Source organism: Nonomuraea sp. NPDC050328, from assembly GCF_044459405.1.
In the GTDB taxonomy this organism is placed as follows: Bacteria; Actinomycetota; Actinomycetes; order Streptosporangiales; family Streptosporangiaceae; genus Nonomuraea.
Map to the genome: position 1 here is coordinate 751,554 of NZ_JBITIW010000003.1, position 26,958 is coordinate 778,511.

A 26,958-nucleotide genomic window follows, 5' to 3' on the forward strand; every position below is an offset into this window, starting at 1 on the left:
TGGAGGTGGAACACGGTATGGACATCATCTGGTTCGTCGTCTTCGGCGGGCTGCTGGTGGGATATTTCGCCCTGGAGGGCTTCGATCTGGGCGTCGGCATGCACCTGCTGGGCCGGCCGCGCGGGCAACGGGACGAGATGGTCGCCGCGATGGCCCCCTTCGTGCTGGCCAACGAGGTCTGGCTCATCGCCCTGGCCGGAGCGATGTTCGGCGTCTACCCGCAGCTCGAGTCCTCGGTCGTCTTCGCGCTCTACCCGATCGTGGTGGGCATGCTCCTGAGCTGGGTGCTGCGCGACGCCGGCCTGTGGTTCCGGCGGCGGCTGCCCGGGGACGGCTGGCGGGCGGCCTGGGACCTGGCGATCGGCCTCGGCTCGCTCGGGCTCACGCTGGGCTGGGGGCTCGTGCTGGGCGCGCTGGTCACCGGCTCACCCGGCCTGCTGGGGCTGGCGATCGGCGTCGTCCTGGTCCTGCTGTTCACCCTGCACGGCCGTACCTTCCTGGCCTGGCGCACGCCCGAGGCCGCCTCGGGCATGGTGGCCGTCAAGCCGGTCACCCTGTGGATGTTCCTGGCGACCGGGGCGCTGGCCGCCCTGCCCGCGCTGGCCGTGGTCGTCGGTGGGGCAGGATACCTTCTCAACCACTCGGCCCCGTCGTCGACGCTGGTCACCCTCGGTCTTATGGTGGTGCCGTTCGCGCCGATCATGGTCGGGGCGCAAGTATGGGTGTGGCGCACCTTCCGCCGCGCCGACCGCCAACCGTCGTTCTTCTAGGGGGGACGTGCACAAGGACCTCATGCGGCTGCTCCGGGCCACGGTGCGGGGGCACCTGCTGGTCGTGCTCGGCTCCGCCGTGCTCGCCGGAGTGCTCGTGCTGGTCCAGGCCGAACTGCTGGCCGGGGTGCTCTCCGGCCGCTTCCCGGCCGCCGTCCTGCTCGGGCTCGCCCTCGTCGTCGGCCTGCGTGCCCTGCTCGGCTGGTTCCAGGGCGTGTACGGCGGGCGGCTGGCCACCGGCGCCAAGTCCGAGCTGCGCCGCCGCCTCCTCGACCGCTTCGGGCGGCTCGGCCCGGTGCGGCTCTCCTCCCGGCGCTCCGGCGAGCTCCTCACCCTCGTCGGCCGCGGGCTCGACCGGCTCGACCCCTACCTGACCGGCTACCTCCCGGCCGTCGCCGTCGCCGCGGTGGTGCCGCTGGCGGTCCTCATCCGGCTGTTCACCTCCGACCTGGCGAGTGCCGTCATCGTCCTGGTCACGCTGCCGCTCATCCCGATCTTCGGCGCGCTGGTCGGCATGCACACCAAGACGGTCACCGAGCGCCAGTTCCACGCGTTGTCGCGGCTCGGCGGCCACTTCCTCGACGTCGTCCGCGGCCTGCCCACCCTGCGGGCCTTCGGCCGGGCCCGTCACCAGGCCACCGTCATCCGCTCCGTCGCCGACGCCCACCGCAGCGCCACCATGCGCACCCTTCGGGTCGCCTTCCTCTCCGCCCTGGTGCTGGAGCTCTGCGCCTCCCTGTCCCTGGCGCTCGTCGCCGTCCCCGTGGGGCTGCGGCTGCTCGGCGGCAACCTCGACCTCACCACCGCGCTGCTGGTGCTGCTCCTCGCTCCGGAGGCCTACCTTCCGTTGCGGGTCATGGGCACCCGCTTCCACGCCTCCATGGAGGGCGTCGCCGCCGCCGACGCCGCCTTCGCCGTCCTGGACGACACCGACCCCACGCGTCCTGACACCCACCCCGCGCGACTCGACACCGAGCTCCCCAAGCCGAGCACCCCCGCTGTCGGCGAGCCCCCCGAGGACGGTCGCCCCACTCCGGGCGAGCCCGCCGACGACCGCCGACCCGCCTTGGGCCGGGCTCGTCCCGAGCAGGCACCGGCCGCCGATCCGGCCCCGCCCGAGATCCGCCTGGAGCACGTCACCGCCACCTACCCCGGCCAGGACGAGCCCGCCCTCTCGGACGTCACCCTCACCATCTCCCCCGGCGAACGCGTGGCCCTGGTCGGCGAGAGCGGCGGCGGCAAGAGCACCCTGCTCAACCTCCTCCTCGGCTTCCTCACCCCCACCAGCGGCCGGATCCTGGTCGACGGCACCGACCTCCAGGACCTCGACCTCACCGAGTGGCGGGCCCGCACGGCCTACGTCCCCCAGCGCCCCCACCTGTTCACCGTCTCGGTCGCCGACAACATCCGCCTGGGCGCCCCGGAGGCCCCGCTCCCCGCCGTACGGCAAGCCGCGGCCCACGCCCACGCGAGCGACTTCATCGAGGCCCTCCCCCACGGCTACGACACCCTGGTCGGCGAACGCGCCGCCAACCTGTCGGCCGGGCAACGCCAGCGCATCGCCCTGGCCCGTGCCTTCTGCCGCCCGGACACCTCGATCCTGCTGCTCGACGAGCCCACCGCCCGCCTCGACGGCCGGAGCGAGGCCGCGATCGTCGCCGCCACCGGCGACCTCGCCCACGATCGCACCGCCATCATCGTCGCCCACCGCCCGGCCATGATCGACCTCGCCGACCGCGTCATCCGCATCCACCGAGGCCGCATCGTCTCCGACACCACCCGGACCACCGCCCCCCTCGCCCAGCCCACGCCCACGAGGAACGCCCAGTGACCCGGCCGCCCACCCCACCCGACCCCGACGGCACCCCCGCCCCCACCAGGCCGAGCCCTGGCGAGGGCAGCACCCCTCCCGCCGAACCGGCTTCCGGTGCGGCCACCCCCGGTCCCGCCGCCGGCGAGGGCCCCGCCGCTCCTCCCGCCGACACCGGCGTCCAGGGCGCGACCCGGGCCGTCGCGGAGAGTCCGCGCATGGGCGTCCGCCTGCTCTGGGCGGTGCTGTCCGGGGCGGCGGCCGAGCTGGCCGGGCTCGGCCTGATCGCCGCCGCGGCCTGGCTGATCACCCGAGCCGCCCAGCAGCCGGAGCTGGCCGCCCTGAGCGTGGCCATCGTCGCGGTGCGCGCCTTCGCCACCAGCCGGGGCGTCTTCCGCTACGCCGAACGCCTGACCGGCCACGACGTGGCCCTGCGCGCCCAGGCCACCACCCGCGAGCGCCTCTACGAAGCCCTCATCCCGCCGCAGTCCCCCCGCCACGGCGGAGCCGACCTGCTGAGCCGGATGGTCGACGACACCGAGGCGGTCCAGGACCTGCTGGTCCGCTGCCTCCTCCCGGCCGCCGCGGCGCTGATCACCGCGCTGGCCGCCGTCACCATCGGCCTCACGATCCTCCCCGCCGCCGCGCTGGTCCTGCTCGCGGGCCTGGCCCTGGCCGGGCTGGCCCTCCCCGCCGGTACGGCAGGCGCGGCCCGCCGCTGGGCGGCCCGCATCGCCCCGGCCCGAGCCGGCCTGGCCGCCCGTACCGCCGACGTGGTGCACGGCGCCGCCGACCTGGCCGCCTACGGCGCCACGGGCCGCGCCCTCCAGGCCGCCCTCGACGCCGACGCCCACCTGGCCGATCTCGAACGCCGCCAGGCCCGCGTCCACGCCGCCGCCCTGGGCTTCGGGGTCCTCGTCCAGGGCTTGACCGTGGCCGCCATCGTCCTGCTCGCCCAGCGCTCCGGCGTCGGTTCGGTGGGCACCGCCGTACTCGCCCTGATGTCTCTGGTCGCCTTCGAGCCGGTGCTGCCCCTGGCCGCCGCGGGCGAGCGGCTGGCCGGCATCCTCGCCGCGGTTCGCCGCCTCCGCGAGGTCAGCGCCGCCCGCCCCGCCGTCACCGAACCCTCCCGGCCGGCTTCCCCGCCCACCGGCCCGCTCACCGTCGAGGTCCGCGACCTCGTCGTCCGCCACGCCGTACCGGACGCCCCGGCCCCCCGCCCCGCCACCCGGCCGGCCGGGACCGCCGCCTCCCCCACGCCGGGGGCGGAGCCAGCCGGCGCCGCAGCGCTCGACGGCGTCTCCCTCACCCTGGTCCCGGGCAAGCGGGTCGCGCTGGTGGGCCCGAGCGGTGCGGGCAAGAGCACCCTGCTCGCCGCACTGATGCGGCTGGTCGAGCCCGAATCGGGCACGATCCGGGTGAACGGCGTGGACGTCCGCGAGCTCGACTCCGACCGGGTCCGCGAGCTGATGACCGGCCTCACCCAGGACCCGTACCTCTTCCAGACCACCGTCCGCGCCAACCTCCTGCTCGCCGGCCCGGAAGCGGGTGACGAGGAGCTGGAGCAGGCGGTCCGGAAGGCCAGGCTCGACGGCTGGATCGAACGCGTCGGCTGGGACGCCGAGCTGGGCGAGGACGCCCGTACGGTCTCCGGCGGCCAGCTCCAGCGCCTCGCCCTGGCCCGGGCCCTGCTCAACGACCCGCCGGTGCTCCTGCTCGACGAGCCCGCCGAGGCGCTCGACGAGCAGACCGCCGACGAGCTGATGGCCGACCTGCTCGACGCCACCCACGGCCGGACCACCTTGCTGGTGACCCACCGCCTGACCGGCCTGGAGCAGGTGGACGAGATCGTCGTGCTGGAGCAGGGCCGGGTCGTGCAGCGCGGCACGCACGCGGAGCTGGTCGCGCGGGACGGCTACTACCGGGACCTGTGGGAGTCGGAGGCCCTCACCCGCCGCTGACCCCGGCCCCCGCGGTGATAAACGGTCGCTAACCCGTCGAATCCCGCGCTACCGTGAATCTTGATCAACCCCTCCGCGGACCCTGAGCGCGAGGCCCGGTGGGTCCAAGCTCGTCAGTCCTGCCGGTGGCGCGGGTCGAATCTCGATCGGTTATCGCTCTCCAATAGCGACGACCCGGGTTCGAATCCCGGCGCCACCTTCGGGTGGTGTGGTGCAGCGGCCCAGCACGTCTCACGACCGGTCGGTATCCCCACATCCGCGCCTCCGGCAGGACTGACGACCAGACCCGCCACGGGCGGGTCGGACCGTGACGTATGGAGGTGTACCTGATGGCCCGCACCGATCCTCTCGCCGCGCTCTCCGCGAGCGCCACCCCGCAGTCGCAGCCGATCCCCGGCCGCGAGCACGAGCAGGTGCGCGACAACGCGGGCGGCTACGTCTTCGCCAAGGACCTGTGGCAGCAGGTCGAGGACTTCCTCATCCTCGGCACCGCCGGCGGCACGTACTACCTCGGCCAGGACCGGCTGACCGCCGACAACGCGGGCACCCTGTTCCAGGCCATCCGCGAGGACGGCGTGCGGGTCGTGGAGCTGGTCACCGCCGTCTCCACCGCCCGGCCGCCCCGCGCGCCGAAGCAGCGCCCCGCCCTGTTCGCGCTCGCCGCGGCCTACGCCCAGGGCGACGCCGGCACCCGGCAGGCGGCCAAGGCGGTGCTCGCGAAGGTGGCACGGACCACCGACCACCTGGCCCAGTTCTTCGGCTACTACAAGAACCTCGGCGGCAAGCCCAGCCCGCGCGGCGGTACGGCACCGCGCGCCGGCCGGTCGTTGCGCACGGCGCTCGGCTCCTGGTTCTTGCAGGGCGAGCCCGACGCGGTGGCGTTCAAGGCGGTCAAGGCCCGGCAGCGGAAGACACCGCAGGGCGAGGCGTTCGACCTGCGGGACGTGCTCCGCATCGCGCACCCGGTCGCCGACACCGCCCAGCGCAAGGCGCTGTTCGGCTGGATCGCCGGGAACGTCTCCGACGACGAGGCCCGCGACGAGCTCCCGGCCGTCGACCGGTTCCTGACCGCGAAGGCGGTCACCACCGTCGAGCAGACGGTCCGGGTGGTCACCGAGGCGCGGGTGCCGTGGGAGTTCCTCCCGGACGCCATGCTGAAGGAGCCCGCGGTCTGGGAGGCGCTGGTCGACACGATCGGCATGACCGCCCTGATCCGGAACCTGGCCCGGATGACCCGCATCGGCACCCTCGCGCCGATGGCCGACGCCACTGCCCGTGCGGTGTCGCGGCTCACCGACGCTGACGCGATCAGCAAGGCGCGCATCCACCCGATGGACGCGTGGCTCGCGCTGCGGGTGTACGGCTCCGGCCGATCGCAGCCGAGCCCGCGGGCCACCGTCCAGACGTGGCAGCCGGTCCCGGCGATCCGCGACGCCTTGGAGGAGACCTACGAGCTCGCCTTCGGCGCGGTCGCGCCGTCCGGCAAGCGGCTGCTGATCGCCGTGGACTCCTCCGGGTCCATGACCTGGGCGAACCTGCACGCCGGCGGCTCGCCCATCGGCTCGCCGTACGAGGTGGGGTGCGCGATGGCGGTCATGCTCAGCCGGATCGAGCGCGGCGACGCCCACGTGATCGAGGTGGACACCCAGGTGCACGCCTCCAGGGTGACGCCGCGCACGAACCTGCGCGAGATCGCCTCCTGGACCCCCTCGGGCGGCGGCACCGACCTCAGCCTGCCGTTCTCGTGGGCCCAGCAGGAGCGGATGGAGGTGGACGGCATCGTGGTCTTCACCGACAGCGAGACCTGGGCCGGGCACAGGCACGCCTCCCAGGCCCTGACCGCCTACCGCCAGACGCTGGCCGGACACGCGCGGGTCGTGGTGGCGTCCCTGGCCGCCAACGGCCTCACGATCGCCGATCCTGAGGACGACGGCGTGCTGAACCTCGCCGGGCTGGACGCGTCGCTGCCGATGGTCGTGGGCGGCTTCCTGCAGCGGTGAGTCCGCGCGCTGGAGTGCCTGCCGGCATGGACACCATACCTACTGGTCGGTATCTTCACCCCATGACGCTCGCACGCAAGACCTGGCGCACGCTGGAGCCGTACCACGGGATGATCTACTTCTCCCCCGAGGCGGAGGCCGCCTATCGCGACCTCGGGCTGAGCGGGCGGATGGGCTACTTCGCCTCCAGGTCCGCCGCCATGGGCGCGGTCTCGGCCGAGGTGGTCGTCGCGACGTTCGCGAACTTCAACCCCGAGCTCGTACGGCAGGCGATACCCGCCGCGTGGGGCATCGCCGGCCCCGAGCAGCTCCTCGCCGCGCGGCTCGAGGCGGTCGACGCCACCTTGCGGCGGGTCCTGGGCGAGGCGGTGGCCTCGGCCGAGATGGCGCGCGCCGCGACGCTCGCCCGGCAGGCGGCCGAGGCCATCGGGGACGATTCCGTGGCCCGGCCGCTGTACGCCGCGCATGCGGCGCTTCCCTGGGCGGACGCGCCCCACCTGGTGCTCTGGCAGGCGCAGACGTTGCTGCGGGAGTATCGCGGCGACGCGCACCTCGCCGCGCTCCTGGCGGCAGGCCTCAACGGGATCGAGTCGCTCGTCACGCACGCGGCCGCCGGCGGGCCACCGGCCGAGGTGCTCCGCCTCAGCCGCGGGTGGACGGCCCAGCGGTGGGCGAAGGCGCTGGACGGCTTGCGGGCACGTGGCCTGCTGAGCCCGGCTGCTTCCGGGAGCGAGCCGCACCTCACCCCGGAAGGGGCCCGGGTCCGCCAGGAGATCGAAGACCTCACCGATCGGCGCTCGGCCCGCCCCTACGAGGCACTGGGCGAGGACGCCTGCACCGAGCTGCGCGGGCTCGTCCGGCCGTGGAGCAAGCTGCTGGCCACCGAGGTCATCGGCCGGGCCTTCGGCTAGCCGCGACCCCGTCCCCTCAGGACGAGGAGAGGGCTTCCTGCTGGATGCGGTCGAACTGGGCGCCCATCGCCTCCGCCAGAGCCTGCGCCCCGGAGAGCGGCCTCACCATCACGGTGAGGTCGTCGATCAGGCCGTCCTCGTTGACGTGCAGGAAGTCGCACCCGTGGATCCGCTTGCCGTTGACCGTGGCGGTGAACACCAGCGCGTGGTCGGCCCCGTCACCGATCTCGCGCACGTACTCGAAGTCCTCGAACACCCGCAGCACCCCGCGCAGGATGGCGGCGGTGATCGCCTTGCCGGGGTAGGGCTTGAAGGCCACGGGACTGGTGAAAACCACGTCCTCGGCCAGCAACGCCTCAAGGGCCGCGCCGTCTCGGGCCTCGACGGCCGCGCGGAAGGGATGCACCGGACTCCACCTACTCACCTAGTCGACTACCTGCATTGAACACTAGCCACGCACCTCGCTCGCCGGCCGGTGCGGGAGTGGGCGGCCCCACCAGGTGACCCGGCGCCAGCACCATTCGAGCGGCCCGGCCGGGAAGGATCTGAGCCACAGCACGCTGAAGAGCCACTGCACGGCCAGCACCAGAGCGGCCAGGCCGAGGACGTGCCCCCAGGTGGCGAGGCCGGCCAGGCGGGCGGCGCCGAGGACGAGCAGCGTGGCGCCCAGGTAGTTGGTCAGCGCCAGCCGTCCGAGCGGCGCGAACACCGCCTCCAGGCCGGGGGCGAGCCGGGTGCGCATCAGGAGAGCCAGCCCGGTCACGTAGGCGCCCGCCATCAGCAGTCCGGCCACCGCGCCCGACAGGCTGAAGCCGGTGAGCTCGACCTCGCTCCATTGCCACGCCACGGCGGGCACGGCCGCGGCCAGGAAGAGGGCGAACGCCACCGCCAGAGGCCGGCCCAGGCTGTCGAGCCGGTACGGCAGGCCGTACCGGGTGGCGGCCAGGCCGAGCAGGAACATCCCAGGTATCAGCCCGATCCCGCCCTGCGTGACGGCCAGCGAGGCCGCGGTCGCGGCCAGGCCGGCGGCGAGGGCCACGGCGCGGGGCAGGTAGGAGGCGGGCAGGAGCACGACGAGCCCGCAGATCGCGTACGGCAGCAGCGCCTCGCCCGGCTGCCCGAGGTGATGGAGCGCGCCGAGCACCGCCAGCGCGGCCAGCCGCCGGACCAGGAGCAGCCGCGGGCGCGGGTGACGTCGCGCGGAGCCGTCGAGGAACAGGGTGAAGCCGACGCCGAAGAGGAAGGCGAAGATCGGGAAGAAGCGCTGGTCCACGAGGAGGTTGAGCGCGACGCCGTCCGGCGGCGGGGGCACCTGGGCGATCGGGACGAGGTTGGCCGGCAGGATCCCGCAGAGGGCGAAGCCGCGCAGCACGTCGAGGGTGGCGATCCGGGTCATGAGCGACGAGGTTAGACAGGCCGGGCAGGGGCGCGGATCGGGCGAAAGTACGGCTTGACCGGCCGCAAGGAGGAGAGCGGCGCCGGGGAGGGAGCCGGTGGGGGGTGGGGGTGGTTGCGTCGTGATACTCGAAGCATGAAGTTCGTGCTCGCCGGTGGCACCGGCGCTCTGGGGCGAAGCCTGTCGAAGGATCTCACCGCGCGCGGCCACGAGGTGGTCGTGGTGTCCAGGCGGCCGGACGGCCGCGGGCCGTACCGGACGATCGGGTGGGACCGGGCCGGCCTGGCCGAGGAGCTGGGCGGCGCGGTGCTGGTGAACCTGGCGGGCGAGCTCGTGGACCGCCGCCCGACGCCGGCGAACATCGAGCTGCTGACCCGCTCCAGGGTCGAGCCGACGCGGAAGCTCGCCGAGGCGGCGGCCGAGGCTCCGCCGGCGGTGTGGATCCAGCTCAGCACGCTGGCGATCTACGGCGACGCGGGCGAAGCCGTCCTGACCGAGGAGGCGCCGCCGGCCGCGGGCCCGCCGCAGATGGCGGGGGTGGCCAGGGCGTGGGAGGCGGCGGCCGAGGGGGCGCCGTGCGGGCGGCAGGCGGTGCTGCGCACGGCTGTGGTGTTCGACCGCGACACCCCGGCGCTGAACCGGCTGGCCGGGCTGGCCCGGTGGGGGCTGGGCGGCCGGGTGGGCAGCGGGCGGCAGTGGGTGAGCTGGCTGCACATCGACGACTTCCTCGCGGTGGTCCGCCGGACGGCCGAGGACCCGGAGCTGTCGGGCGTGCTGCACGTGACCAGCCCTGAGCCGGTGCGCAACGCCGAGCTGATGGCCGCCTTCCGCCGGGCGGTGCGCCGGCCGGCCAGCCCGCCGACGCCGGAGTTCCTGGTCAGGCTGGGGGCGCTGGTGCTGCGGACGGACCCGGCGCTGGCGTTGACCGGCCGCCGGTGCGTGCCGGCGAGGCTGGCCGCGGCGGGGTTCGAGTTCCGGCACCCGAGCCTGCCGGAGGCTCTGGAGGACTTGCTCCGATAAATCCGGACCCGTTCAGGGGTGGAGTTGGCCCGGCAAGCTGGTTTAAGATACAAACTAGTTTGGAGGGTCGACAATGGAAGACGAAGCCCGGATGACGCCCGAGGAGAGCCTCAGCCTCATCCGCCAGCAAGAGGCCGCCACCATTCACCGGCTGGTGCCGAACCCCTTGTTCACCTACACCCCCTGGGGAGTCTCCTGGCTGGTCGGTTACGGCCTGTTCTTCCTGTCCTACGGGCTGGACGGGACGCCGATCCTGCCGATCCCGTGGGGGTGGGCGCTGGCGGTCCTGCTGGCCCTGCAGTTGCTCGCCTTCGGGGTGATGTTCTACGGCATGACCCGGTCGAGCCTGCGGGTCAAGGGCAGGTCGGCGCGGAAGTCGGCGATGTTCGGCATGGCGTGGGGCATCTCCTACCCCACGGCGATGGCCGCCGCCTCCCGCTTCGGCCCGCTGCTGCCGCCGGCCGAGATCGGGCTGTTCTACACCTGCCTCACCCTGGTGCTGGTCGCGGTGCTCTACATGGCGGGCTCGGCGGTCTGGGGCGACCAGCGGATGTTCTTCCTCGGCGCCTGGACCGCGGTCGTCGTCTCGGCGGGCGCCATCGCCGGCCCGGGCATCGCGTGGCTGCTCTTCTCCCTCCTGCTGGGCGGTGCGTTCATCACCATCGGGGTCCTCGGCAGGCACCGCCCATGACGGCGCAGCTCCCGGACCTCGACCCGGTGATCCACGCACAGGCCAGGCTGCGCGTGATGGTCACGCTGAGCAAGCTCGCCGACGGCGACCACCTCGCCTTCCCGAGCCTGAAGGACGTCCTGGGCATGACCGCGGGCAACCTCTCGGTGCACCTCACCAAGCTGGAGGAAGCCGGCTACGTCGAGATCGAGAAGACCCACAAGGGCCGTACTCCGGTCACCTACGTCTGCCTGAGCAGGCGCGGGCGGCTCGCCTTCGAGGAGTACAACGCGGCGCTGCGCGCGCTGCTCGACACGGGGAAGGACTGACATGACGGCATTAGTGAAGACCGTCGAGGTGACCAGGCGCTACGGGGACGTGCTCGCCCTGGACGGGGTCTCCCTGGAGGTACGGCAGGGCGAACTCGTGGGCCTGCTCGGCCCCAACGGCGCCGGCAAGTCCACGCTGATCAACCTGCTGGTGGGCCTGCGCCGCCCGACCAGCGGCACGGTCGAGGTCCTGGGCGGCTCCCCCGCCGACCCCCGGGTACGGCGAGGCATCGGCGTCACCCCGCAGGAGACCGGCCTGCCCAGCTCGCTGCGCGTCGGCGAGATCGTCGACTTCGTGGCCCGCCACTACCCCGCCGCCGTCGCCAAGGACGAGCTCCTGGGCCGCTTCGGCCTCGACGGCCTGGTCCGCAGGCAGGTCGGCTCGTTGTCCGGCGGCCAGCGCAGGCGCCTCGGCGTCGCCCTGGCCTTCGTCGGCGATCCGCGCCTGGTCTTCCTCGACGAGCCCACCACCGGGCTCGACGTGGAGGCCCGCCGCGCGCTGTGGGACGGCATCCGCGCCTTCCACGCCTCCGGCGGGACCGTGCTGCTGACCAGCCACTACCTGGAGGAGATCGAGGCGCTGGCGGAACGCGTGGTGGTGATCGGCGGCGGCCGGGTGCTGGCCGACGACACCGTCCAGGCGATCCGGGGCATCGTCGGGGTGAAGAAGGTCTCACTCCGCACCCCGGCCCTGCCCGAGCTGCCGGGCGTGCTCGACGTCGAGCACCAGAACGGCCGCGTGCACCTGGTGACCAGCGACTCCGACGCCCTCGTCACCGCCCTGGTGCGCAGCGGCGCGCCGTTCAGCGACCTGGAGGTCGCCCCGACCTCGCTCGAAGAGGCCTTCCTGGCCATCACCACGACGGAGGCGAGCCATGTATAGCCTGGTCATGGCGCACACCCGGGTGCAGATCCTGGAGCAGTTGCGCGTCCCGATCGGCCTGGTGGCCAGCGCGTTCTTCCCGTCGGCGGCGATGCTGGCCTTCGTGGTCCCGAACGTCTCCGGCCAGCTTCAGGCGACCATGGCGACCGGGTCGATGCTGCTGTTCACGCTGATGTCGATGTCGCTGATGGGCCTGGGCATCGGCGTGGCCTCCGACCGCGAGCTGCCGTGGGACCCCTACCTGCGCACGCTGCCCGCCGGTCCGGGGCCCCGGCTGGCCGCCCGGCTGATCGCGAACGCGTTGATCTCGTTGCTGGCGATGCTGCCGGTGCTGATCATCGCCGGCGCGCTCACCGACGCCTCCGTGCCGCCGCTGCGGTTGCTGCTCGGCCTGGTGGCGGCGCTGCTGGCGACGGTGCCGTTCGTGCTGATGGGCCTGACGGTCGGGTACCTGCTGCCGTCGAAGGCGGCGATCGGGGTGGCACAGGTGCTGTTCTTTCCGATCGCGGTGCTCGGCGGGCTGATGGGCGATCCGACGCACATGCCGGCCTTCATCGCGGCGGTCTCGCCGTACGTGCCGAGCCGGGGGGCGGTGCAGCTCATCTGGGCGGCGACCACCGACTTCCCGGTCGACTGGCTGCCGATCATCATGCTCGGCGTCTGGACCGTGGTGCTGGGGGCGCTGGCCGCCTGGGCCTACCGGCGCGACGAGGGCCGCCGCTTCAGCTGAAAAGGGGGGGTGTGCCGCCGAGTCCGCAGCGATCTCGACGGCACACCCGTTCAGCGAGGGGGAATTCTCTACTGGGTCTTCTCCTTGAGGGTGACCTCCACGTCGTGGCTCTGGCCGTCCCTCATATATGTGATCTTGACCTTCTCGCCGACTTTGAAACCTCTTACCGCTCCTACCACCGTATCGCCGTCCTGGACCGGCTTGTCGCCGATTTTGGTGATGAGGTCCCCTTCCTGCAGTCCGGCCTCCGCGGCGGGGCTGTCCTTCAGGACCTGGCGGATGAGCGCGCCGGGCACGTCCCCGGTGGCGTCGGTGACGCTGACCCCGAGGTAGGCGTGCTTGACCTTGCCCGAAGTGATCAGCTCGTCGGCGACCTTCTTGGCGGTGTTGATCGGTACGGCGAAGCCGACGCCGATGTTGCCGTTGCTGCCCGCGGTGGCGATGGCGGTGTTGATGCCGATCACCTGGCCCGCGGCGTTGACCAGCGCGCCGCCCGAGTTGCCGGAGTTGATGGCCGCGTCGGTCTGGATGGCCCCGGCGATGGTCGTCCGGCTGCTCTGCTGCTGGGACTGCTGCGGGTTGCCCCACGGGAACTGCTCCTGCGGCGCGTCGTCGCCGACGCTGAAGGTGCGGTCCTTGGCGCTGACGATGCCCGCGCTCACCGAGCCGTCGAGGCCGAGCGGGCTGCCGATCGCCAGCACCGGGTCGCCCACCCGCAGCTTGTCGCTGTCGCCGAGGGCGGCCGGCTGCAGGCCGGAGACGTCCGCCGCCCTGATCACCGCGATGTCGGTGCTGGGGTCGGTGCCGACGACGGTGGCCTTGGCGGTCTTGCCGTCGCTGAACTTGACCGTCATGCCGTCGCCGCCCGCGCCCTGGACGACGTGGTTGTTGGTGAGGATCAGGCCGTCGGCCGAGAGCACCACGCCCGAGCCGGAGCCGGTGCGGCCCTCGATGGTGACCACGGACGGCTGCACCTTCTGGGCCACGTCGGCGACGGTCAGGGAGGTGCTGGCCTGCTTGAACACCGGGCTCTCGGCCGCCGGGCGGTTGGCGGTCACCGTGCTGGTGGCGATCGCCGCCCCGGCCGCGCCGCCGCCGAGGGCCATGGCGGCCAGCGCCAGACCGGCGATCGCCTTCTGGCCGGCGCTGAAGGCGGCGCGCTTCGGCTTGGGCTGGTCGGCGCCGAACGGCGGCTGCTGCCCGAAGGCCGCCCCGGGCCGCGGCTGGATCAGCGTGTCCGCCGCGGGCGGCGCGGCGAACCCCGGCGTCCGGGGGGGACCGGCCGGGGGCGGACCTGCGGGCCCGGCCGGGGTGGTGCTGTCAGTGCGTCCGAACCCGCCCGCCGCGGGCGGGGTGGCGCCGAACTGGGTCCAGCCACCACCCGCCGCCGGCAGTTGTTCGGTGCGGTCCTCGTTGCCCGGCTCGCGCGGCTCGTTCGCGTTCATTGTCTACTCCCTCAAGTCCCGATGACTCAAGAGTGCCAACACCCGCGTAAGAGCTGCTTAAGCCGGTGATCGTCCCGGGCCCGTCCGGCTGACGGACGGCTTATCCGCCCTGCTCGGGACGTGGGTGGAGAACGGCGCTTCATCGGAAATCTTTGGTCACGCTCATGGATACAGATGAGGGCTCGTTTAATCGTCGTCCACCCTCCTCCGCGCACACCACGCCGACGAGACGAGAGAGGACCCAGGACGTGACCGAAAACGTCATCGAGTTCCCGCACGGCGGCCGGACAACTCGCCCCCGCCGTCGCACCGCCGCCGTTCCGGAAAGCACGCCGCTCACGACGCTGATCGACTCCTGGGAGCTGGCGCTGCTCGCAGCCAACAAGGCGACGGCCACCATCCAGATGTACGTGCGCGTCGCCCGCCGCTTCGTCGCCTACCTCAACGACACCGGGCAGCCGGCCGAAGCCGACTCCGTGGGACCAGACCAGATCCGCGGGTTCCTCGTACACGAGCGCGAGCGAGCCGGCCTGCCCACCTCGGCCTCCGCGCACGCCTACCTCGGCGTCTGGTTCACCTGGCTCATCTCCGACGGCGCCCGGACGCTCGCCTCTCCGGTCCTGAAGGACGACCGGCCGCACCTGCCCAGCAAGGCTCGCAAGTACCTCACGCTCGAAGAGGTCGGCGCACTCCTGGCGACCTGCAACAGCAGGGACTTCGCCGACTTGCGCGATGCCGCGATCATCCGAGTGCTGCTCGACAACGGCGTGCGCCTCTCTGGGCTCGTGGGCCTGCGCCGTGACGATGTAGATCTGCGAGGGCGGCGGCTGCGCGTCACGCTCAAGGGCGGCGACGAGCACTGGGTGCCGATTGGCCACAAGACCGTCCAGGCGATCGACCGCTACCTGCGCGCTCGCAGTCGGCACGCCCGGGCTGATGTGCCGTGGCTGTGGCTCGGCATCCGGGGGTACAAGCACCCGCGCCTGCGCCAGGCCGGCGTGCAGGACATGCTGAAGCGCCGCGGCGCCGCCGCCGGCGTCGAGAACGTTCACCCGCACCGCTTCCGGGGGACCTCGGCGCACGAGCAGCTCGAAGCTGGGGCGCACCCCGACAACGTCCGGCGGAATCTCGGCTGGAAGTCGGATCGCATGCTTCGGCACTACACGGAGGAGCTGTCGAACGAGCGCGCTCGGGCGGCGCACCTGAGCTGCTCCCCCAGCGATCGGGTCTAGAGAAGCGAATGGCCCGGAGCCTCACCGGCAGGGTCCGGGCTTTCTCGTCGCGGAGGGTGGTGGCTGGTGGGTCGCGCGCATCGTCACCTACGCGCGGCCGGCCGCCTGGGTTGAGGGTGGACGGTGGGACTACTTGCTGCGGTCTTGCCGGCCTTGGCGATATCCGATCTTGTACTCGATGCCGCGCTTGTGCAGCAGCCAGGCGATGGTGATGGTAATCGTGATGCCGAGCAGGAGCCGCTGGCCCGTGTCGTACTCGTCGATCTGTGGCCATACGAGATGTTCGATGGCCACGACGGCGACGTTGGCGATCCAGAGGAGGATCGTCAGGGCGGGCAGCAGCTTGTGCATGGATGGGCCCCCTTGCCGTGCTTGAACCTGTTTGTGCTGATCCCCGATATCAGGGATGTTGCACCTTGTGGCAGGCACAGGAGACCACAGGAACGCTCAGTGGTTGAAGATTTTCCCCTAAGTATCATGAAAGTAACTCATGGTGTAGTTTTTCAACTACTTTCAGTGATTAGCATGTCACGATAAGTCCGGATCATTCGCCTCTTGACGGACAAACTCGGCAAATCGTTCATTGGCCACACTGGCCTCACGCGCCACATCTTGCACCATGCGCTGGAGTCGTCGCCGCTCAGACTCCCGGAACTCCTCCAGCCGGCGGCGCCGCGATTCAGGCAGACGAGCGAGTAGGGCCTCGGTCTCAGCATCGCCCTCCACGTCACCGATACTGGGGGCCGCGACCGGCTCGACATCTGACAGTGCTGCATGACCGGCGAGTTGCAACAGGTCGTTGCGCGGCACCCCAAGGGCATCTGCGATCCGCACGACGGAATCCGCCAGGGGTGCACGTTTGGCGCTCTGCCATCGGTGCACCGTCGAGCGATCCACTCCGGAGCGTTCTTCCAGCTCAAGGGTGGTCCAGCCTCGCGAATTGCGTTCAGCTTCGATGCGCTCCCAAAGGCGACGCGCGGGGGGAAGTCCGCTGTCATCCATGTTGCAAGTTGTAGCACACATGAGGATTTCCGGGACCCCAGGCAGACGCAAATCACTCCACAGGGCATGTCAATGTGGCGACTTGGTGAACGTTGTTGCGCGTAGGCCGTTGATGGTTGTAGCGTCTTGTTGCACGAAACGCAGAGTGCAACATTCGGAAGGTCCCCCAGACCATGACCAAGTACCTCACCATCCAGCAGACCTGTGAGCAGATCGAACGCTCCCGCTGGACCGTCCGCCGCCTCATCAAGGCCGGCGTTTTGAAGGCCGAGAAGCGCGGCCACCATGTCTTCATCACGGCCGACAGTGTGCGCGCTTACCGCCGCACCCACCGCGCCCCGCTCGCCGAGGCCAGCTGATGGCCAGCGACAGCAGCCGCAAGTCGGCCCAGATGTCCATCGCCTCGGACATCTCGTGGGCGCGCACCGCGAACCGGAGCGAGCGCACCGAGCCCGCTCGTCGGGCCTCCCCCATGCACATCGACTACTGGGTCGCCAAGGTGCGCGCCGAGGGCGTCGTGCGCGAGCAGGACGTCCAGGCCGCCGCCGAGAGCTACTACCGCGCCCACATGCGCCGGATGTCGCTGAAGGCGGCCGACGCCCGCCGCCGCCGTAGCCAGAAGCCGCAGCCCGAGGGGCTGCGCCGCTCCGCATAGCTCCTGAACCACGGCGAGGCCCAGCCGTGCAGGGCCGGACCTCGCAGACCCGCAATCCCCCAACCGTCCTGAAGGGACACGAGTCATGACCATCATCCCCCAGACCCGCGTCGAATACATCCGCGGCCTCCGCAAGCTCGCCGACTTCCTGGAGGCCGAGCACACCATCCCCCTGCCCTACCACGGGGGCTGCGTCGAGCAGTACGTCTTCTTCAGCGGCGCCAACGCGCTCGCCGACGCGCTCACGTACATCGCCACGATGGACGAGCCGCCCGTCGTGTCGCTCCGGGAGTCCGGCCCCTTCCAGATCCGAGTCGAGGGCCGCATCCACGGGATGCCCCTCGACCTGTACCTCCGGGCGGAGGATGTCTGCGAGCACCGGCCCTTGTCGTCGTGCGACACCTGCGGCAACTCCCCCGGCCGCGAGTCCACGCTCCCGGCCGAGCTTCTCGCGGTCGCGCGGACCAAGCAGCCCGTGGCGGGTGCGTGATGGTGGCCTTCGACCTCCAGTCGCAGCTCGTCGTCTCCGCCCCGGAGTGGAACGGCGGCGACCCTGTCCGCGTGGACCGCGTGCACGCGCCGGTGCCGGGCGTGGTGGCGGTGTGCTTCCAGGACGTGCGCTGCCGTACCCGCGCGCAGGTCGTGGTCGTGCCGGTCGGGATGGAGCTGGACCTCGTGTCGGGCGGATGCTTCGGCGGTGGCCGATGAGCTACTTCGTTCCCGGCGAGATCGTCGACATCACGATCAAGGGTGCTCGCGTCGTCGAGGTCTGCCGCCACGGTGACGGCAACGGCGACGACCTCCGCTTCCGCTACGAGTCCAAGACCGGCGAGTCATGGCCGAGCGCGATCTGGGCCGACGCCCCGGGCGTAACGGTCGAGCGCGTCGCCCCCGAGGAGTGGCCGCCCCAGCCCGGCGACCTGTGGCGGGACGGTCGCGGCAACCTGTGGTTCGCCGCCCGGCACATCCCGGACTACGACAACCACGAGGACTCGCGGGGCATCAACGGCGACGGCTTCCGCACGGTGCTCGTACCCAGCCACCTCGGCGAGGCCGGGGCCCCGGAGCGCCCCGAGAACGTCGTTCAGCCGTTCGGCCCGTTCGCTCTCGTGCGCCGCGAGGCGTCGTCGTGACCGGCCTGCTCGCCTGCCTCCAGGGCCGCCGCCTTGACGTCCCCAGCGACGCCGAGATCACCGACTACCTCGCCGCCATCTCCGCCCCCGCGCACCGCGCGGGGGCCCACCCCTACGACGCGCCGAAGGGCACCCGCTCGGGCGAGCTCACGGCCACCGAAAGCAGCCGCCCGTGACCACCACCACGGCCGAGCTGGTCATCACCCAGCCCGGCATCTACGACATCCCCGAGGACACCTACCACGCCGACCCGATCCCCGGCGGCTCGCTGTCCTCCTCCAGCGCCCGGCGGCTCCTGCAGCCCGCCGGGCCCGCCAAGTACCGGTGGGAGCAGGACCACGCGCCCGCCCCCAAGAAGACCTTCGAGATCGGCTCCGCCGCGCACCAGCTCGTCCTCGGCGCCGGCCCCGAGCTCGTCCTGATCGACGCCGACGAATGGCGCACCAACAAGATCAAGGAGGAGGTCGCCGCCGTGCGCGAGCGCGGCGCGATCCCGCTCAAGCCCGCCGACCACCAGGCGGTCCACGACATGGCCGCCGCCCTCCGCCGGCACCCGCTCGCCTCCGCGCTGCTCGACCCCGACCACGGCCAGCCCGAGAAGACGCTCATCTGGCAGGACCCCGCCACCGGCGTCTGGCGGCGAGCCCGCCTCGACTGGCTGCCCCACCCCGGGGACGGCCGCCTCATCGTCGCCGACTACAAGACCACCGCGTCCGCCGCCCCCCACGACGTCGCCAAGTCGGTCGCCGCCTACGGCTACCACTGCCAGCAGCCCTGGTACCTCGACGGCGTCGAAGCGCTCGGCCTGGCCGAGCAGCCCGTCATGGTCTTCATCTTCCAGGAGAAGACCGCCCCCTACCTGGTCAACGTCGTCGCCATCGACCCCGACGCCGTCCGGGCCGGCCGCGAGCTGAACCGCCGCGCCCTCGACCTGTACGCCGACTGCGTCGCCACCGGCATCTGGCCCGGCTACGGCGACGAGATCCACGACATCACGCTGCCCCGCTGGGCCACCACCGTCTACGAGGAGACTCTGTGACCGAGCTCGCCATCCCCGACCACCACGGCCAGGAGCTGGCCGCCGCCGCACCGCCTGCCCCGGCCAGCCCGCTGGTGCAGTGGGCGCTCGAAGCCCGCCAGGCCGCCCAGATCGCCGAGTCTCTGGCCAGGACGTCGTTCGTGCCCGCGTCGTTCCGGGGCAAGCCCGAGGACGTCACCGCCGCCATCCTCGCCGGGCAGGAGCTGGGCCTGGCGCCGATGGCCACCCTCCGCTCGATCGACGTCATCCAGGGGACGCCCGGCCTGCGCGCTCACGCCATGCGCGGCCTGATCCAGGCCCGCGGGCACCGGGTCGTGCTGGCCGAGTCCACCGACACCCGGTGCGTGATGCGCGGCCAGCGCCGCGGCGAGCAGGAGTGGCAGGAGGTCGAGTGGACGATCGACCGCGCCGCCCAGATGGGGCTGACCGGCAAGGACCAGTGGAAGAAGCAGCCGAAGACGATGCTGATCGCCCGCGCGACGGGCGAGATCTGCCGCCTCATCGCCTCCGACGTGCTCCACGCCATGCCGTACGCCGCCGAAGAGCTGGAGACCGACGCCACCTTCTACACCGCTGAGGTCGTCCCCGGCGGCCGGGTCACCTCCGAGGAGGTGCTGCGCGGCCGCGGCCAGCCCAACCCAGCCGCCCCCGACGTCCCGCGAGCGGCGAGCAACAGCCAGCTCCGCGACTTGAGCGTGCTTATGACGGCGTGCGGCATCACCGCGAACACCGGCAAGGGCTCCACCACGCTCAACGACCAGGCCCGGTTCGCCTGGCTCACCGACTTCCTCGGCGTCGAGGTGAGCGGCACGACCAAGTCCCTCACCGCCGACCAGGCCGACGCCGCGATTGCCCACCTGCGTCAGCAGCAGGTCCAGGACGCACGCCGGCGGGCCGAGATGGAGACCCAGATCGGCTCCCTGTTCGACGGCATGGACACGCGCCTGTCGGGCCCGGACCGGCTGCGTGACCTGTCCCGCCTGCTCGGCCGGCCCATCACCGGGCCCGCGGACCTGACCGACCAGGAGCTGGTGGACGTCGCCGACATCCTCCGCGACTGCGACGGCCTGATCACCGCGTGGGACGCCGCCCTCGACGCCATCGAGACCCAGCGGCAGGAGTCCTCGTCATGACGCACCTCGTGCGCACCGTACGCCACCCCCTCCTGGGCAAGCCGCACGCCGGCGCCCTGGAGTACGTCGCCGAAGGGCGGCCCGCCGTGCCGCTCACGCTCTCGGCCACCCAGGAGCTGCTGCTCGATGACCCGGTGTGGGCGCGCGAGCTGGCCACCGCGGCGACGACCGCGGCCAGCGTGCTGGAGGCCGAGCACGGCCTCACCGCGCCGGCCGAGCAGCCCGTGCTCAACGACGTTCTGGACGAGCGCAACGCCTACCGGCACGTCCTCGACCGGCTCATCGGGGCCCCGACTCTGGGCGACTTCAACCAGGCGATGGGCCAGGCCCGCGAGGTCGTCGAGCACTGGGCAGGTCAGCGGTGACGGCCCGCCCGAAGGACATCGGCACCGCCGCCGAGACCGCCGTCGTCCGCGCCCTCCGGCGTCTGGGCTTCCCGCACGCCGAACGGCGTGCGCTCGCGGGTGCCCACGACCTGGGCGACGTCACCGGCACGCCCGGCGTGTGCTGGGAGGTGAAGGGCGGCCAGCAGACCAAGCACCCGCGCCCGTCCGATCTGACCGTCGCCCAGTGGATGGCCGAGACCGAGGCCGAGCGGATCAACGCCCGCGCGGACATCGGCGTGCTGGTCATCCAGCGGCACGGCGTCGGCGCCGCCAACGCGCACCTGTGGTGGGCCTACATGCCCACGTGGCAGACCGCCTGGGTCGCCACCGGTCACCTGGTGGCCGACAGGCAGGTCGGTGACATACGCGCCCGGATGCTGCTCGCCGACGCTTGCACCCTGCTGCGCGCCGCCGGGTACGGCCAACCTCTCCCCGAGGAGCCGCGCTGATGGATCGCGTCCGCCCCACCATCACCTGCGCCTGCTGCGGTAAGACCGGCCGCCACCAGGGGCGCGGCCTGATCCTGGCCTGCTACGAGCGCCACCAGGAGCACGGCACCATCGAGCGGTTCCCCCGCCGCATCCAGCCCTCGACGTGGCGGCCGACCAGGCCGGCCGCCCGCCGGTTCATGGAGCAGTACGCCGAGCTCGCCGCGATCCGGCCGCCGCTCAGCACGCGCCGGATCGCCTGGGAGCTCGGGGTGACCGAGCGGACCGTGCAGCGCTACGCCGCCGCCCTCCGCACGCAGCGGCAGGCGGTCGCGTGATGGCCCGCCGCCACCGGGTGCACCCGCTCGTCCACGAGCTGCGTGCGCGCCGCCTCGTCCTCGGCAACCCCCAAGGCGCCGTCGCCCGGCTCGCCGGCCTCACCCCGCACCAGCTCCGCGACCGGGAGACCGGCGCCTCCAAGACCACCCTGGCCGAGGCCGACGCCATCGCCCGCGCGCTCGGCATGCGCCTTGTCCTCATCACCACCACCGATCTGGAAGGACTCCAGTGACCACCTTCTCCGATCACACCAGCACCCCGGCGAGCGCCTGATGGGCTGGGGATCCGCGGGCTACCGCATCTTCGACCCCGTCGCCCGGGCGCTCCTCGACGCCAACGCGAGCGAGGAGATCACCCGGAGAGTGCTCGGCAAGCTCATCGACGAGCTGCGCCAGGAGGATTGGGACACCGAGACCGACTCGCTCGACGAGTTCCGTGACCAGCCGGTCATCGTGGCCGTCTTCCGCGACAAGGACGTCACCACCCGCTGCCGCAACACCAAGAGCCCCCTGCCGACCGCCGGGTGCACCCGCCTGCTCGGCCACGGCGGCGACCACCGCGACGACCAGGACAACTCGTGGAGCGCCACCCCGTGACCACGAGCACCATCGGGCCCGGCCGCACGGCCGGGCCCGTCCCCCCACGGCCACGCGCCACCATCACCCTGACCGAACGCCAGGGCGGCCACGTCGTCGTGTCGATCTGGGACGGCTGCCCCGGCACCGCCGCCCTCGTACGGCTCGCGCTCGGCCAACCCACCGAGACGTACGAGCTCACCCCGGTGCCGGCGTGACCGGGCCGTGCACCCACTGGTACGGCGCCACAGCAACCCGCTGCGGCGCCGTACCGGCACGCCACTACCTGCCCGGCATGCGCTGCCCCGCCCACACCCCGGCCGCCCTCGCCGGCCAGCCCGAGCCGACCGGCCAGTACTGCGCGCCCAAGCGCTGCTACTGCGGCGACTGCCCCTGGTGGACGCCCGTCAACCACTACCCCGGCCTCTCCGACTCCTGGGTCACCGACGCCCGCGCCATCGCCTCCGGCAAGCGCCGCTCCTCCCCCGAGCAGTACGCCGCGGCCAAGGCCACCGTCGCCGAGCAGCAGGAGCGCAACCGCAGGCTCAGGAGCAGCTCATGACCTACGTGATCAACCTCTGGGACCTCATCCACGACCCCGACGTCCCCAAGGACGTCGTCCAGCGCTTCCTCACCCGGCAGCGCGCACGCACCACCGGCCGGACCATCCCCGACATCCCCGCCGAAGACCTGCCCCACCTCGAACGCCACGCCCGCGAATCCCCGCCGTAGCCCACCAGAGCCCCCCCCGCCCCGCCCCCGACACCCTCTTCTAAGCGCCACGGAGAGCCCGTTGACCATCACCGAGCAGGACTCCAAGCTCTGGGACCGCGCCGCAGAGCAGGCCGTGCTCGGCATCTGCATGACCACCCCCTACGTGGTCAGACACATCCGAACCGCGCTCCCCGACCCTGCCTCGTTCTTCCACCCCGGCCACCGCACCATCTACCAGGCCATCCTCGACCTCGCCGACGCCGACGGCCCCACCGACCCCGTCATCGTCGCCGACAAACTCACCCGCGACGGCACCCTCAACCAGCTCGACCACGACGGCGGCCAGCTCTACCTCCTCGACCTCTTCCGCAACGCCCCCATCGCCGGAGACCCCGCCTGGCACGCCGGCATCGTCGCCCGCCACGCCACCACCCGCCGCGCCCTCCACGCCCTCCAGCGCGGCCTCCAATGGGTCACCAACGCCTCCGACGCCGACAACGTCCACGACGCCCTCGCCGCCGCCCAAGACGAGCTCGGCAAAGCCCTCGGCGACATCGCAGGGAACAACACCAGCGCCGCCAACGCCCTCGCCGGCCTCTACACCCCCATCGACTGGACCGCGGCGTTCTCCGCCCAGCCCGAGGACATCCCCTGGCTCGTCGAGAACCTCATCGAGCGCGGCCGTTCCATCGCCATCTACAGCCCGCCCAAGGCAGGCAAGAGCCTCCTCACGCTGGAGATCGCGGCTGCCCTCGCCACCGGCCGGCCCGTCCTCGGCCAGCCCGCCCGGCCGCCCGAGGTCGTCGTGTACGTCGACATCGAGAACAGCCAGTCCGACATCGTGGAGCGGCTCGGCAACCTCGGCTACGGCCCCGACGACCTGGAACTGCTCCAGCGGAACCTCATCTACTTCTCCTTCCCGAGCCTGCCCGTCCTCGACTCGGCCGCGGGCGGCCAGCACCTGCTCGCGCTGGCCAAGCACCACCAGCCCGCCCTCGTCATCATCGACACCGTCTCCCGGGTGATCGAAGGGTCGGAGAACGACGCCGACACCTTCGCCAACCTCTACCGGCACGCTCTCGCCCCGTTGAAGGGCGCCGGCATCTCCGTGATCCGCCTCGACCACTCCGGCAAGGACCTGGAGAAGGGTCAGCGCGGCTCGTCCGCCAAGGGCGCCGACGTGGACGCGGTCTGGCTGCTGGTGAAGGTGTCGGAGACGTCGCTGTACCTGAAGCGGGAGATGTCCCGGGCCAACCACGGCGTGCCGTTGATCGAGCTGCGGCGGCGGGCTGAGCCGTTGCGTCACGAGCTGGCCGTGGGCGGCTCCGGTCTGCCGCCGAAGGTTGCGCAGCTCGTGGAGCTCCTGGAGCAGTTGCTGGTGCCGTTGGACGCGGGCCGTGACGCGATCCGGGAGGAGCTCGCGGCGGCGGGGTTCAAGGCGTCGAACGAGACGATCTCGGCTGCGATCGGTGCGCGTCGGGCGGGGTTGTCGTGAGCGTCGCGGCGGCTGTCCGGGACAGCGTCCAGACCTGTCTAAAGATCTTGGAACTGTCCGGGACAGGACCCCTATCAAGATCGCTATATACCCCCCGGCAGGTGTGTCGCAACGCTGTGACCTGCCGTCCGAGCTGTCCCGGACAGGAGGCAGAACAAATGTCTGTTACGCGTACCCGCAGGTCACAGCGCCGAACCGTCCAAGTACCCCCCGAGGGTGTTGAGGCCCTTTTTGACCTGTCCGCGCCCCAAGACGATCACCACGAAAAGACCAGCTCACACCTGTCCCGGACAGCGTCCGGACAGCTAGACGATCTTGAGCCGGGCAGCGTGGCCGGGACCTGTCCCCGTCCTCTCCTCTCTACAGAGAGGACGGGGTCCCGGACAGCCCCAGACCGGGACACCCGCACCCGCCACCGAGCCCTCCCCAAAACCCCCATCACAGGCGACTGCGAACCCCACTGCATCACCTGCGGACGCGCCGACAGCGAGGGCTACTGCAACCCCTGCCTCACCACCTGCAAGCACACCAACGACCCCTACAAAGCCGACGTCTGCATCACCCTCACCCGCGTCGACGCCCACATCGTCTTCTCGCCCAACACCGGAGACATGCACCTCCTCGTCCGCGACTGCCCCCACTGCCACAACCCCCACCGACACGCACCCCAAGACCACCCCTGGCGAACCGCACCCTGCGGCCGGCCCTACCTCCTCAACATCAAGGAGCCCCAAACATGACCACCACCCGGCCAACGTTGCCCCCCGCCGCCGCGCGCGAGCAGGACACCTACCTCAAGGTCCACGAGGTCGCCGCCGCCATGCGCGTCTGCCGGATGACCGTCTACCGCCTCATCCACTCCGGCTCCCTCCCCGCCATCCGCGTCGGCCGCTCCTTCCGCGTCAGCGAGCTGGCCGTCGACGACTACCTCAAGGACGCGAGGTACAACGCATGAGCCGCCCCAAGAACGGGCCAGGGATGGCCGCACGCCTCGCCACCTACCGCTCCCTACGCGAACGCCACCTCACCTACGACCAGGCCGCAGCCGAAATGGGCGTCACACGCGACGCGATCCGCTGGTACGCAAAAGCCCTGCGCGAAAACGGCGACCTCCCTCCAGCACGCCCTCCCAAACCCACCCCCCCACCTCAGGAACCTCGTCGTGACGCGGCCAGAGAAGCAGTCCTCGGCCACCTGCTCACCTGGCCCAGCTCCCTCTTCTCGGCGTGGGACCTGGGCCGGGTGCTCGGCCTCTGCGACGCCAGCGTGCGCCGCGTCCTCAGGCAACTCGTCGCCGAAGGCGTCGCCAAGCAGGTCGACGGCACGCGGTACCCCAGCGACCAGCGCGTGCCGGCACGCCGCTACCAACTGGCCGCCAACGAGAACGCGGTGGTCGGCCGTGGCTGACTACACCCTCGCCGTCGACGCCGCATGCATGATCTGTGGCGAGCAGGTGTTGCGCACCGAGCAGATGCCCGGGGCGAACATCGACCTCCCGGACCACACCTGTCTGGAGCCCCAGGCCCGCGCAGCGCAGGCCGAAGCCGCCATCGCCCGCGTACGCGCCTTCGCCGAGCGCACCAAGATCTGGGGCTTGCCGTACCGCGTCAGTCCCCGAGACATGCCAGGCCACTGTGCTGAACTGCTGCTCGCCGCCCTCGACGCCTCGGAGGCCAACCGTGGCTGATGATCTCCACCATCCCGCCGCCCAAACCGGGGCCCCCTACGGCATGACCGGCGACCAGGTGCTCTCCCTCATCGCGAACGGCGAAACCTGGCACCCCAACGCCCAGCCGAACGAGTGCGGCATCGTCGACCCGCGCGACGACCGCCGCTGGTGCCGTCGACCGTTCGGACACGCCGACCACCACAACTGCTACCACCTCGAAGACGACTGGCCTGGAGCGGCTCCGTCGTGAGCATCTTCCACCGGCACCGCTGGATCACCACCGAGACCCACGGCCTCATCCACCTCCAGCGGTGCGCCTGGTGCGGCAAGACCCGCTACCGCGTCCACTAACCAGCACAACCACCCCAGGGGAACGCGTGACCCACCCGACGATCGAGACCCTCGACTGGCTCATCTCGTACTGGCCCGACCTCCTCGACGCCCGCGACCCCATGGCCACCCGCCGGCCCTGGACCCAGTCGGAGATCAGCCCCCAGGCGCGAGCCGTACGCGACGCCGAAGCCCGCCTGGAACGCCTCCTGCGCACCCCCGAAGCACCCGGCGAGACCCCCACCCCGCTCGACATCAGCGTGCTCCAGACCGCGCTCGACATCACCGTGCGCGCCGATGACCTCCAAGCCGAACTCGCCAACGCCCTCGGCCGGCCCCCGCACCCGCCACTCCGGCACGGTGCCCTCGGCGCGGACGTCCGCTGCCAGCGCATCCGCGGCTACCTCATCGAGCTCGGCACCGAGTGGCAGGACTGGGCCGCCCCAACCGTGCACGCCATGTACGAGCAGGCCGCCCGCGCGCTCGGCATGGCCTACACCGGCCAGGTCATCCCCGTCCTCTGCCCCTGGTGCAACGGGCGCACCCCCGAGACCCCGGCCGGGGGCGCGCAGACATGGCGCGTGGTCGACATGCCCAACGCGCAGGTGGCCATCGTGTGCCAGGGCCTGTGCGACCCCCCGGCCGACCAGGTGGGCGCGTGGTGGCGCGGTCAGCCGTGCTGGCCGATCGGGCAGTGGGAGGCCCTGGCCAAGCGCCTGCCCGAAGGCGTCGCGCAGCGGGTGCAGCGGCTGCGCAGGGTGATGCGACGGCGGGCGGGCGTGGTGCACGACGACGTGATCGCCGGGCTGCTCACCGAGGATGCGATCGAGCGGCTGGCGAAGTTGCCCGACCGGCCGCGCGAGGTGGGCGATGTGCCGGCGGGCGGGAGCGGGCGGGCGTGAC

38 protein-coding genes and 1 tRNA gene are annotated in these 26,958 nt (G+C 72.0%); 34 read left to right on the forward strand and 5 right to left on the reverse strand.

Features of this window, described 5'->3' with window-relative positions; all coding sequences use genetic code 11:
• Positions 1–17: 17 nt before the first annotated feature.
• The 6 genes from ACIBG7_RS14950 (at position 18) to ACIBG7_RS14975 (ending at position 7,452) form a co-directional block, all read left to right on the forward strand.
• A complete protein-coding gene (locus ACIBG7_RS14950; RefSeq protein ID WP_397336516.1) occupies positions 18–770 on the forward strand; it encodes a cytochrome d ubiquinol oxidase subunit II in 753 nt (250 codons plus the stop codon).
• Between the two features lie 7 nt (positions 771–777).
• Positions 778–2,601 carry a thiol reductant ABC exporter subunit CydD gene (cydD, locus tag ACIBG7_RS14955; protein WP_397336517.1) on the forward strand — a complete coding sequence of 608 codons (1,824 nt, stop codon included), beginning with the start codon at positions 778–780 and terminating at the stop codon, positions 2,599–2,601.
• Positions 2,598–4,541, forward strand: a complete 1,944-nt coding sequence (gene cydC, locus ACIBG7_RS14960; RefSeq protein WP_397336518.1) for a thiol reductant ABC exporter subunit CydC — start codon at positions 2,598–2,600, stop codon at positions 4,539–4,541. The genes cydD and cydC overlap by 4 nt, the downstream gene beginning before the upstream one ends.
• A gap of 124 nt (positions 4,542–4,665) precedes the next feature.
• A tRNA-OTHER gene (locus ACIBG7_RS14965) sits at positions 4,666–4,740 on the forward strand.
• 130 nt (positions 4,741–4,870) lie between these two features.
• Positions 4,871–6,541 carry a TROVE domain-containing protein gene (locus ACIBG7_RS14970; protein WP_397336519.1) on the forward strand — a complete coding sequence of 557 codons (1,671 nt, stop codon included), beginning with the start codon at positions 4,871–4,873 and terminating at the stop codon, positions 6,539–6,541.
• 62 nt (positions 6,542–6,603) lie between these two features.
• On the forward strand, positions 6,604–7,452 hold the full coding sequence (locus tag ACIBG7_RS14975) for a hypothetical protein (protein ID WP_397336520.1): 849 nt from the start codon (positions 6,604–6,606) through the stop codon (positions 7,450–7,452).
• A 16-nt stretch (positions 7,453–7,468) separates the two neighbouring features.
• Here the strand turns inward: ACIBG7_RS14975 and ACIBG7_RS14980 are convergent, their stop codons facing one another.
• Positions 7,469–7,858, reverse strand: coding sequence for a nuclear transport factor 2 family protein (locus tag ACIBG7_RS14980; RefSeq protein ID WP_357931182.1), 390 nt, complete (start codon positions 7,856–7,858; stop codon positions 7,469–7,471).
• Positions 7,859–7,900: 42 nt separating this feature from the next.
• Entirely contained in the window at positions 7,901–8,848 is a 948-nt protein-coding gene (locus ACIBG7_RS14985; RefSeq protein ID WP_397336521.1) for a DUF418 domain-containing protein, read from the reverse strand.
• A 135-nt stretch (positions 8,849–8,983) separates the two neighbouring features.
• On the opposite strand from ACIBG7_RS14985, the gene ACIBG7_RS14990 reads away from it, so the two are divergent.
• From ACIBG7_RS14990 to ACIBG7_RS15010, 5 genes are all read left to right on the forward strand, one after another.
• Positions 8,984–9,868, forward strand: a complete 885-nt coding sequence (locus tag ACIBG7_RS14990; RefSeq protein ID WP_397336522.1) for a TIGR01777 family oxidoreductase — start codon at positions 8,984–8,986, stop codon at positions 9,866–9,868.
• Between the two features lie 73 nt (positions 9,869–9,941).
• Positions 9,942–10,559, forward strand: a complete 618-nt coding sequence (locus ACIBG7_RS14995; protein ID WP_397336523.1) for a hypothetical protein — start codon at positions 9,942–9,944, stop codon at positions 10,557–10,559.
• On the forward strand, positions 10,556–10,867 hold the full coding sequence (locus ACIBG7_RS15000; protein ID WP_357931190.1) for a transcriptional regulator: 312 nt from the start codon (positions 10,556–10,558) through the stop codon (positions 10,865–10,867). Before ACIBG7_RS14995 ends, ACIBG7_RS15000 begins: the two co-directional genes overlap by 4 nt.
• Position 10,868: 1 nt before the next feature.
• Positions 10,869–11,750 carry an ABC transporter ATP-binding protein gene (locus ACIBG7_RS15005; protein ID WP_357931192.1) on the forward strand — a complete coding sequence of 294 codons (882 nt, stop codon included), beginning with the start codon at positions 10,869–10,871 and terminating at the stop codon, positions 11,748–11,750.
• The gene (locus tag ACIBG7_RS15010) at positions 11,743–12,480 is read left to right on the forward strand and encodes an ABC transporter permease (protein WP_357931195.1); all 738 of its coding nucleotides are present in this window, start codon (positions 11,743–11,745) and stop codon (positions 12,478–12,480) included. The genes ACIBG7_RS15005 and ACIBG7_RS15010 overlap by 8 nt, the downstream gene beginning before the upstream one ends.
• Before the next feature lie 68 nt (positions 12,481–12,548).
• On the opposite strand, the gene ACIBG7_RS15015 is transcribed toward ACIBG7_RS15010, so the two are convergent.
• Complete coding sequence (locus ACIBG7_RS15015) at positions 12,549–13,925, reverse strand: S1C family serine protease (RefSeq protein ID WP_397336524.1); 1,377 nt, start codon at positions 13,923–13,925, stop codon at positions 12,549–12,551.
• A 248-nt stretch (positions 13,926–14,173) separates the two neighbouring features.
• Here ACIBG7_RS15015 and ACIBG7_RS15020 point away from each other — a divergent pair, with 248 nt between their 5' ends.
• On the forward strand, positions 14,174–15,157 hold the full coding sequence (locus tag ACIBG7_RS15020; protein WP_397336525.1) for a tyrosine-type recombinase/integrase: 984 nt from the start codon (positions 14,174–14,176) through the stop codon (positions 15,155–15,157).
• Positions 15,158–15,286: 129 nt separating this feature from the next.
• Here ACIBG7_RS15020 and ACIBG7_RS15025 read toward each other — a convergent pair whose 3' ends face one another.
• The gene (locus tag ACIBG7_RS15025; RefSeq protein ID WP_397336526.1) at positions 15,287–15,508 is read right to left on the reverse strand and encodes a hypothetical protein; all 222 of its coding nucleotides are present in this window, start codon (positions 15,506–15,508) and stop codon (positions 15,287–15,289) included.
• 177 nt (positions 15,509–15,685) lie between these two features.
• Positions 15,686–16,159 (reverse strand): helix-turn-helix domain-containing protein, encoded by a 474-nt coding sequence (locus tag ACIBG7_RS15030; protein ID WP_397336527.1) that lies wholly within the window; start codon positions 16,157–16,159, stop codon positions 15,686–15,688.
• 173 nt (positions 16,160–16,332) lie between these two features.
• On the opposite strand from ACIBG7_RS15030, the gene ACIBG7_RS15035 reads away from it, so the two are divergent.
• The 22 genes from ACIBG7_RS15035 (at position 16,333) to ACIBG7_RS15140 (ending at position 26,957) form a co-directional block, all read left to right on the forward strand.
• Complete coding sequence (locus ACIBG7_RS15035) at positions 16,333–16,518, forward strand: helix-turn-helix domain-containing protein (protein WP_397336528.1); 186 nt, start codon at positions 16,333–16,335, stop codon at positions 16,516–16,518.
• The gene (locus ACIBG7_RS15040) at positions 16,518–16,814 is read left to right on the forward strand and encodes a hypothetical protein (protein WP_397336529.1); all 297 of its coding nucleotides are present in this window, start codon (positions 16,518–16,520) and stop codon (positions 16,812–16,814) included. Before ACIBG7_RS15035 ends, ACIBG7_RS15040 begins: the two co-directional genes overlap by 1 nt.
• A gap of 85 nt (positions 16,815–16,899) precedes the next feature.
• Positions 16,900–17,304 (forward strand): hypothetical protein, encoded by a 405-nt coding sequence (locus tag ACIBG7_RS15045; RefSeq protein WP_397336530.1) that lies wholly within the window; start codon positions 16,900–16,902, stop codon positions 17,302–17,304.
• A complete protein-coding gene (locus tag ACIBG7_RS15050) occupies positions 17,304–17,522 on the forward strand; it encodes a hypothetical protein (protein WP_397336531.1) in 219 nt (72 codons plus the stop codon). Before ACIBG7_RS15045 ends, ACIBG7_RS15050 begins: the two co-directional genes overlap by 1 nt.
• Positions 17,519–17,947 (forward strand): hypothetical protein, encoded by a 429-nt coding sequence (locus ACIBG7_RS15055; RefSeq protein ID WP_397336532.1) that lies wholly within the window; start codon positions 17,519–17,521, stop codon positions 17,945–17,947. Before ACIBG7_RS15050 ends, ACIBG7_RS15055 begins: the two co-directional genes overlap by 4 nt.
• Complete coding sequence (locus tag ACIBG7_RS15060) at positions 17,944–18,123, forward strand: hypothetical protein (RefSeq protein ID WP_397336533.1); 180 nt, start codon at positions 17,944–17,946, stop codon at positions 18,121–18,123. Before ACIBG7_RS15055 ends, ACIBG7_RS15060 begins: the two co-directional genes overlap by 4 nt.
• Positions 18,120–18,986 carry a PD-(D/E)XK nuclease-like domain-containing protein gene (locus ACIBG7_RS15065; protein WP_397336534.1) on the forward strand — a complete coding sequence of 289 codons (867 nt, stop codon included), beginning with the start codon at positions 18,120–18,122 and terminating at the stop codon, positions 18,984–18,986. Before ACIBG7_RS15060 ends, ACIBG7_RS15065 begins: the two co-directional genes overlap by 4 nt.
• Complete coding sequence (locus tag ACIBG7_RS15070; RefSeq protein ID WP_397336535.1) at positions 18,983–20,119, forward strand: hypothetical protein; 1,137 nt, start codon at positions 18,983–18,985, stop codon at positions 20,117–20,119. The genes ACIBG7_RS15065 and ACIBG7_RS15070 overlap by 4 nt, the downstream gene beginning before the upstream one ends.
• Complete coding sequence (locus ACIBG7_RS15075; protein ID WP_397336537.1) at positions 20,116–20,484, forward strand: hypothetical protein; 369 nt, start codon at positions 20,116–20,118, stop codon at positions 20,482–20,484. Before ACIBG7_RS15070 ends, ACIBG7_RS15075 begins: the two co-directional genes overlap by 4 nt.
• Complete coding sequence (locus ACIBG7_RS15080) at positions 20,481–20,954, forward strand: hypothetical protein (protein WP_397336538.1); 474 nt, start codon at positions 20,481–20,483, stop codon at positions 20,952–20,954. The genes ACIBG7_RS15075 and ACIBG7_RS15080 overlap by 4 nt, the downstream gene beginning before the upstream one ends.
• Positions 20,954–21,271, forward strand: a complete 318-nt coding sequence (locus ACIBG7_RS15085; protein WP_397336539.1) for a hypothetical protein — start codon at positions 20,954–20,956, stop codon at positions 21,269–21,271. Before ACIBG7_RS15080 ends, ACIBG7_RS15085 begins: the two co-directional genes overlap by 1 nt.
• Entirely contained in the window at positions 21,268–21,504 is a 237-nt protein-coding gene (locus tag ACIBG7_RS15090) for a helix-turn-helix domain-containing protein (protein WP_397336540.1), read from the forward strand. The genes ACIBG7_RS15085 and ACIBG7_RS15090 overlap by 4 nt, the downstream gene beginning before the upstream one ends.
• Before the next feature lie 40 nt (positions 21,505–21,544).
• On the forward strand, positions 21,545–21,868 hold the full coding sequence (locus ACIBG7_RS15095) for a hypothetical protein (RefSeq protein ID WP_397336541.1): 324 nt from the start codon (positions 21,545–21,547) through the stop codon (positions 21,866–21,868).
• Complete coding sequence (locus ACIBG7_RS15100; RefSeq protein ID WP_397336542.1) at positions 21,865–22,065, forward strand: hypothetical protein; 201 nt, start codon at positions 21,865–21,867, stop codon at positions 22,063–22,065. The genes ACIBG7_RS15095 and ACIBG7_RS15100 overlap by 4 nt, the downstream gene beginning before the upstream one ends.
• Positions 22,062–22,409 carry a hypothetical protein gene (locus tag ACIBG7_RS15105; RefSeq protein WP_397336543.1) on the forward strand — a complete coding sequence of 116 codons (348 nt, stop codon included), beginning with the start codon at positions 22,062–22,064 and terminating at the stop codon, positions 22,407–22,409. The genes ACIBG7_RS15100 and ACIBG7_RS15105 overlap by 4 nt, the downstream gene beginning before the upstream one ends.
• A complete protein-coding gene (locus ACIBG7_RS15110) occupies positions 22,406–22,579 on the forward strand; it encodes a hypothetical protein (protein WP_397336544.1) in 174 nt (57 codons plus the stop codon). The genes ACIBG7_RS15105 and ACIBG7_RS15110 overlap by 4 nt, the downstream gene beginning before the upstream one ends.
• 61 nt (positions 22,580–22,640) lie before the next feature.
• On the forward strand, positions 22,641–24,056 hold the full coding sequence (locus tag ACIBG7_RS15115) for an AAA family ATPase (RefSeq protein ID WP_397336545.1): 1,416 nt from the start codon (positions 22,641–22,643) through the stop codon (positions 24,054–24,056).
• Positions 24,057–24,792: 736 nt separating this feature from the next.
• Entirely contained in the window at positions 24,793–25,011 is a 219-nt protein-coding gene (locus ACIBG7_RS15120) for a helix-turn-helix domain-containing protein (RefSeq protein ID WP_397336546.1), read from the forward strand.
• Entirely contained in the window at positions 25,008–25,463 is a 456-nt protein-coding gene (locus ACIBG7_RS15125; protein ID WP_397336547.1) for a hypothetical protein, read from the forward strand. Before ACIBG7_RS15120 ends, ACIBG7_RS15125 begins: the two co-directional genes overlap by 4 nt.
• The gene (locus ACIBG7_RS15130; RefSeq protein WP_397336548.1) at positions 25,456–25,743 is read left to right on the forward strand and encodes a hypothetical protein; all 288 of its coding nucleotides are present in this window, start codon (positions 25,456–25,458) and stop codon (positions 25,741–25,743) included. The genes ACIBG7_RS15125 and ACIBG7_RS15130 overlap by 8 nt, the downstream gene beginning before the upstream one ends.
• Positions 25,736–25,975, forward strand: a complete 240-nt coding sequence (locus tag ACIBG7_RS15135) for a hypothetical protein (RefSeq protein ID WP_397336549.1) — start codon at positions 25,736–25,738, stop codon at positions 25,973–25,975. Before ACIBG7_RS15130 ends, ACIBG7_RS15135 begins: the two co-directional genes overlap by 8 nt.
• Before the next feature lie 127 nt (positions 25,976–26,102).
• A complete protein-coding gene (locus tag ACIBG7_RS15140) occupies positions 26,103–26,957 on the forward strand; it encodes a hypothetical protein (protein ID WP_397336550.1) in 855 nt (284 codons plus the stop codon).
• Position 26,958 lies beyond the last annotated feature (1 nt).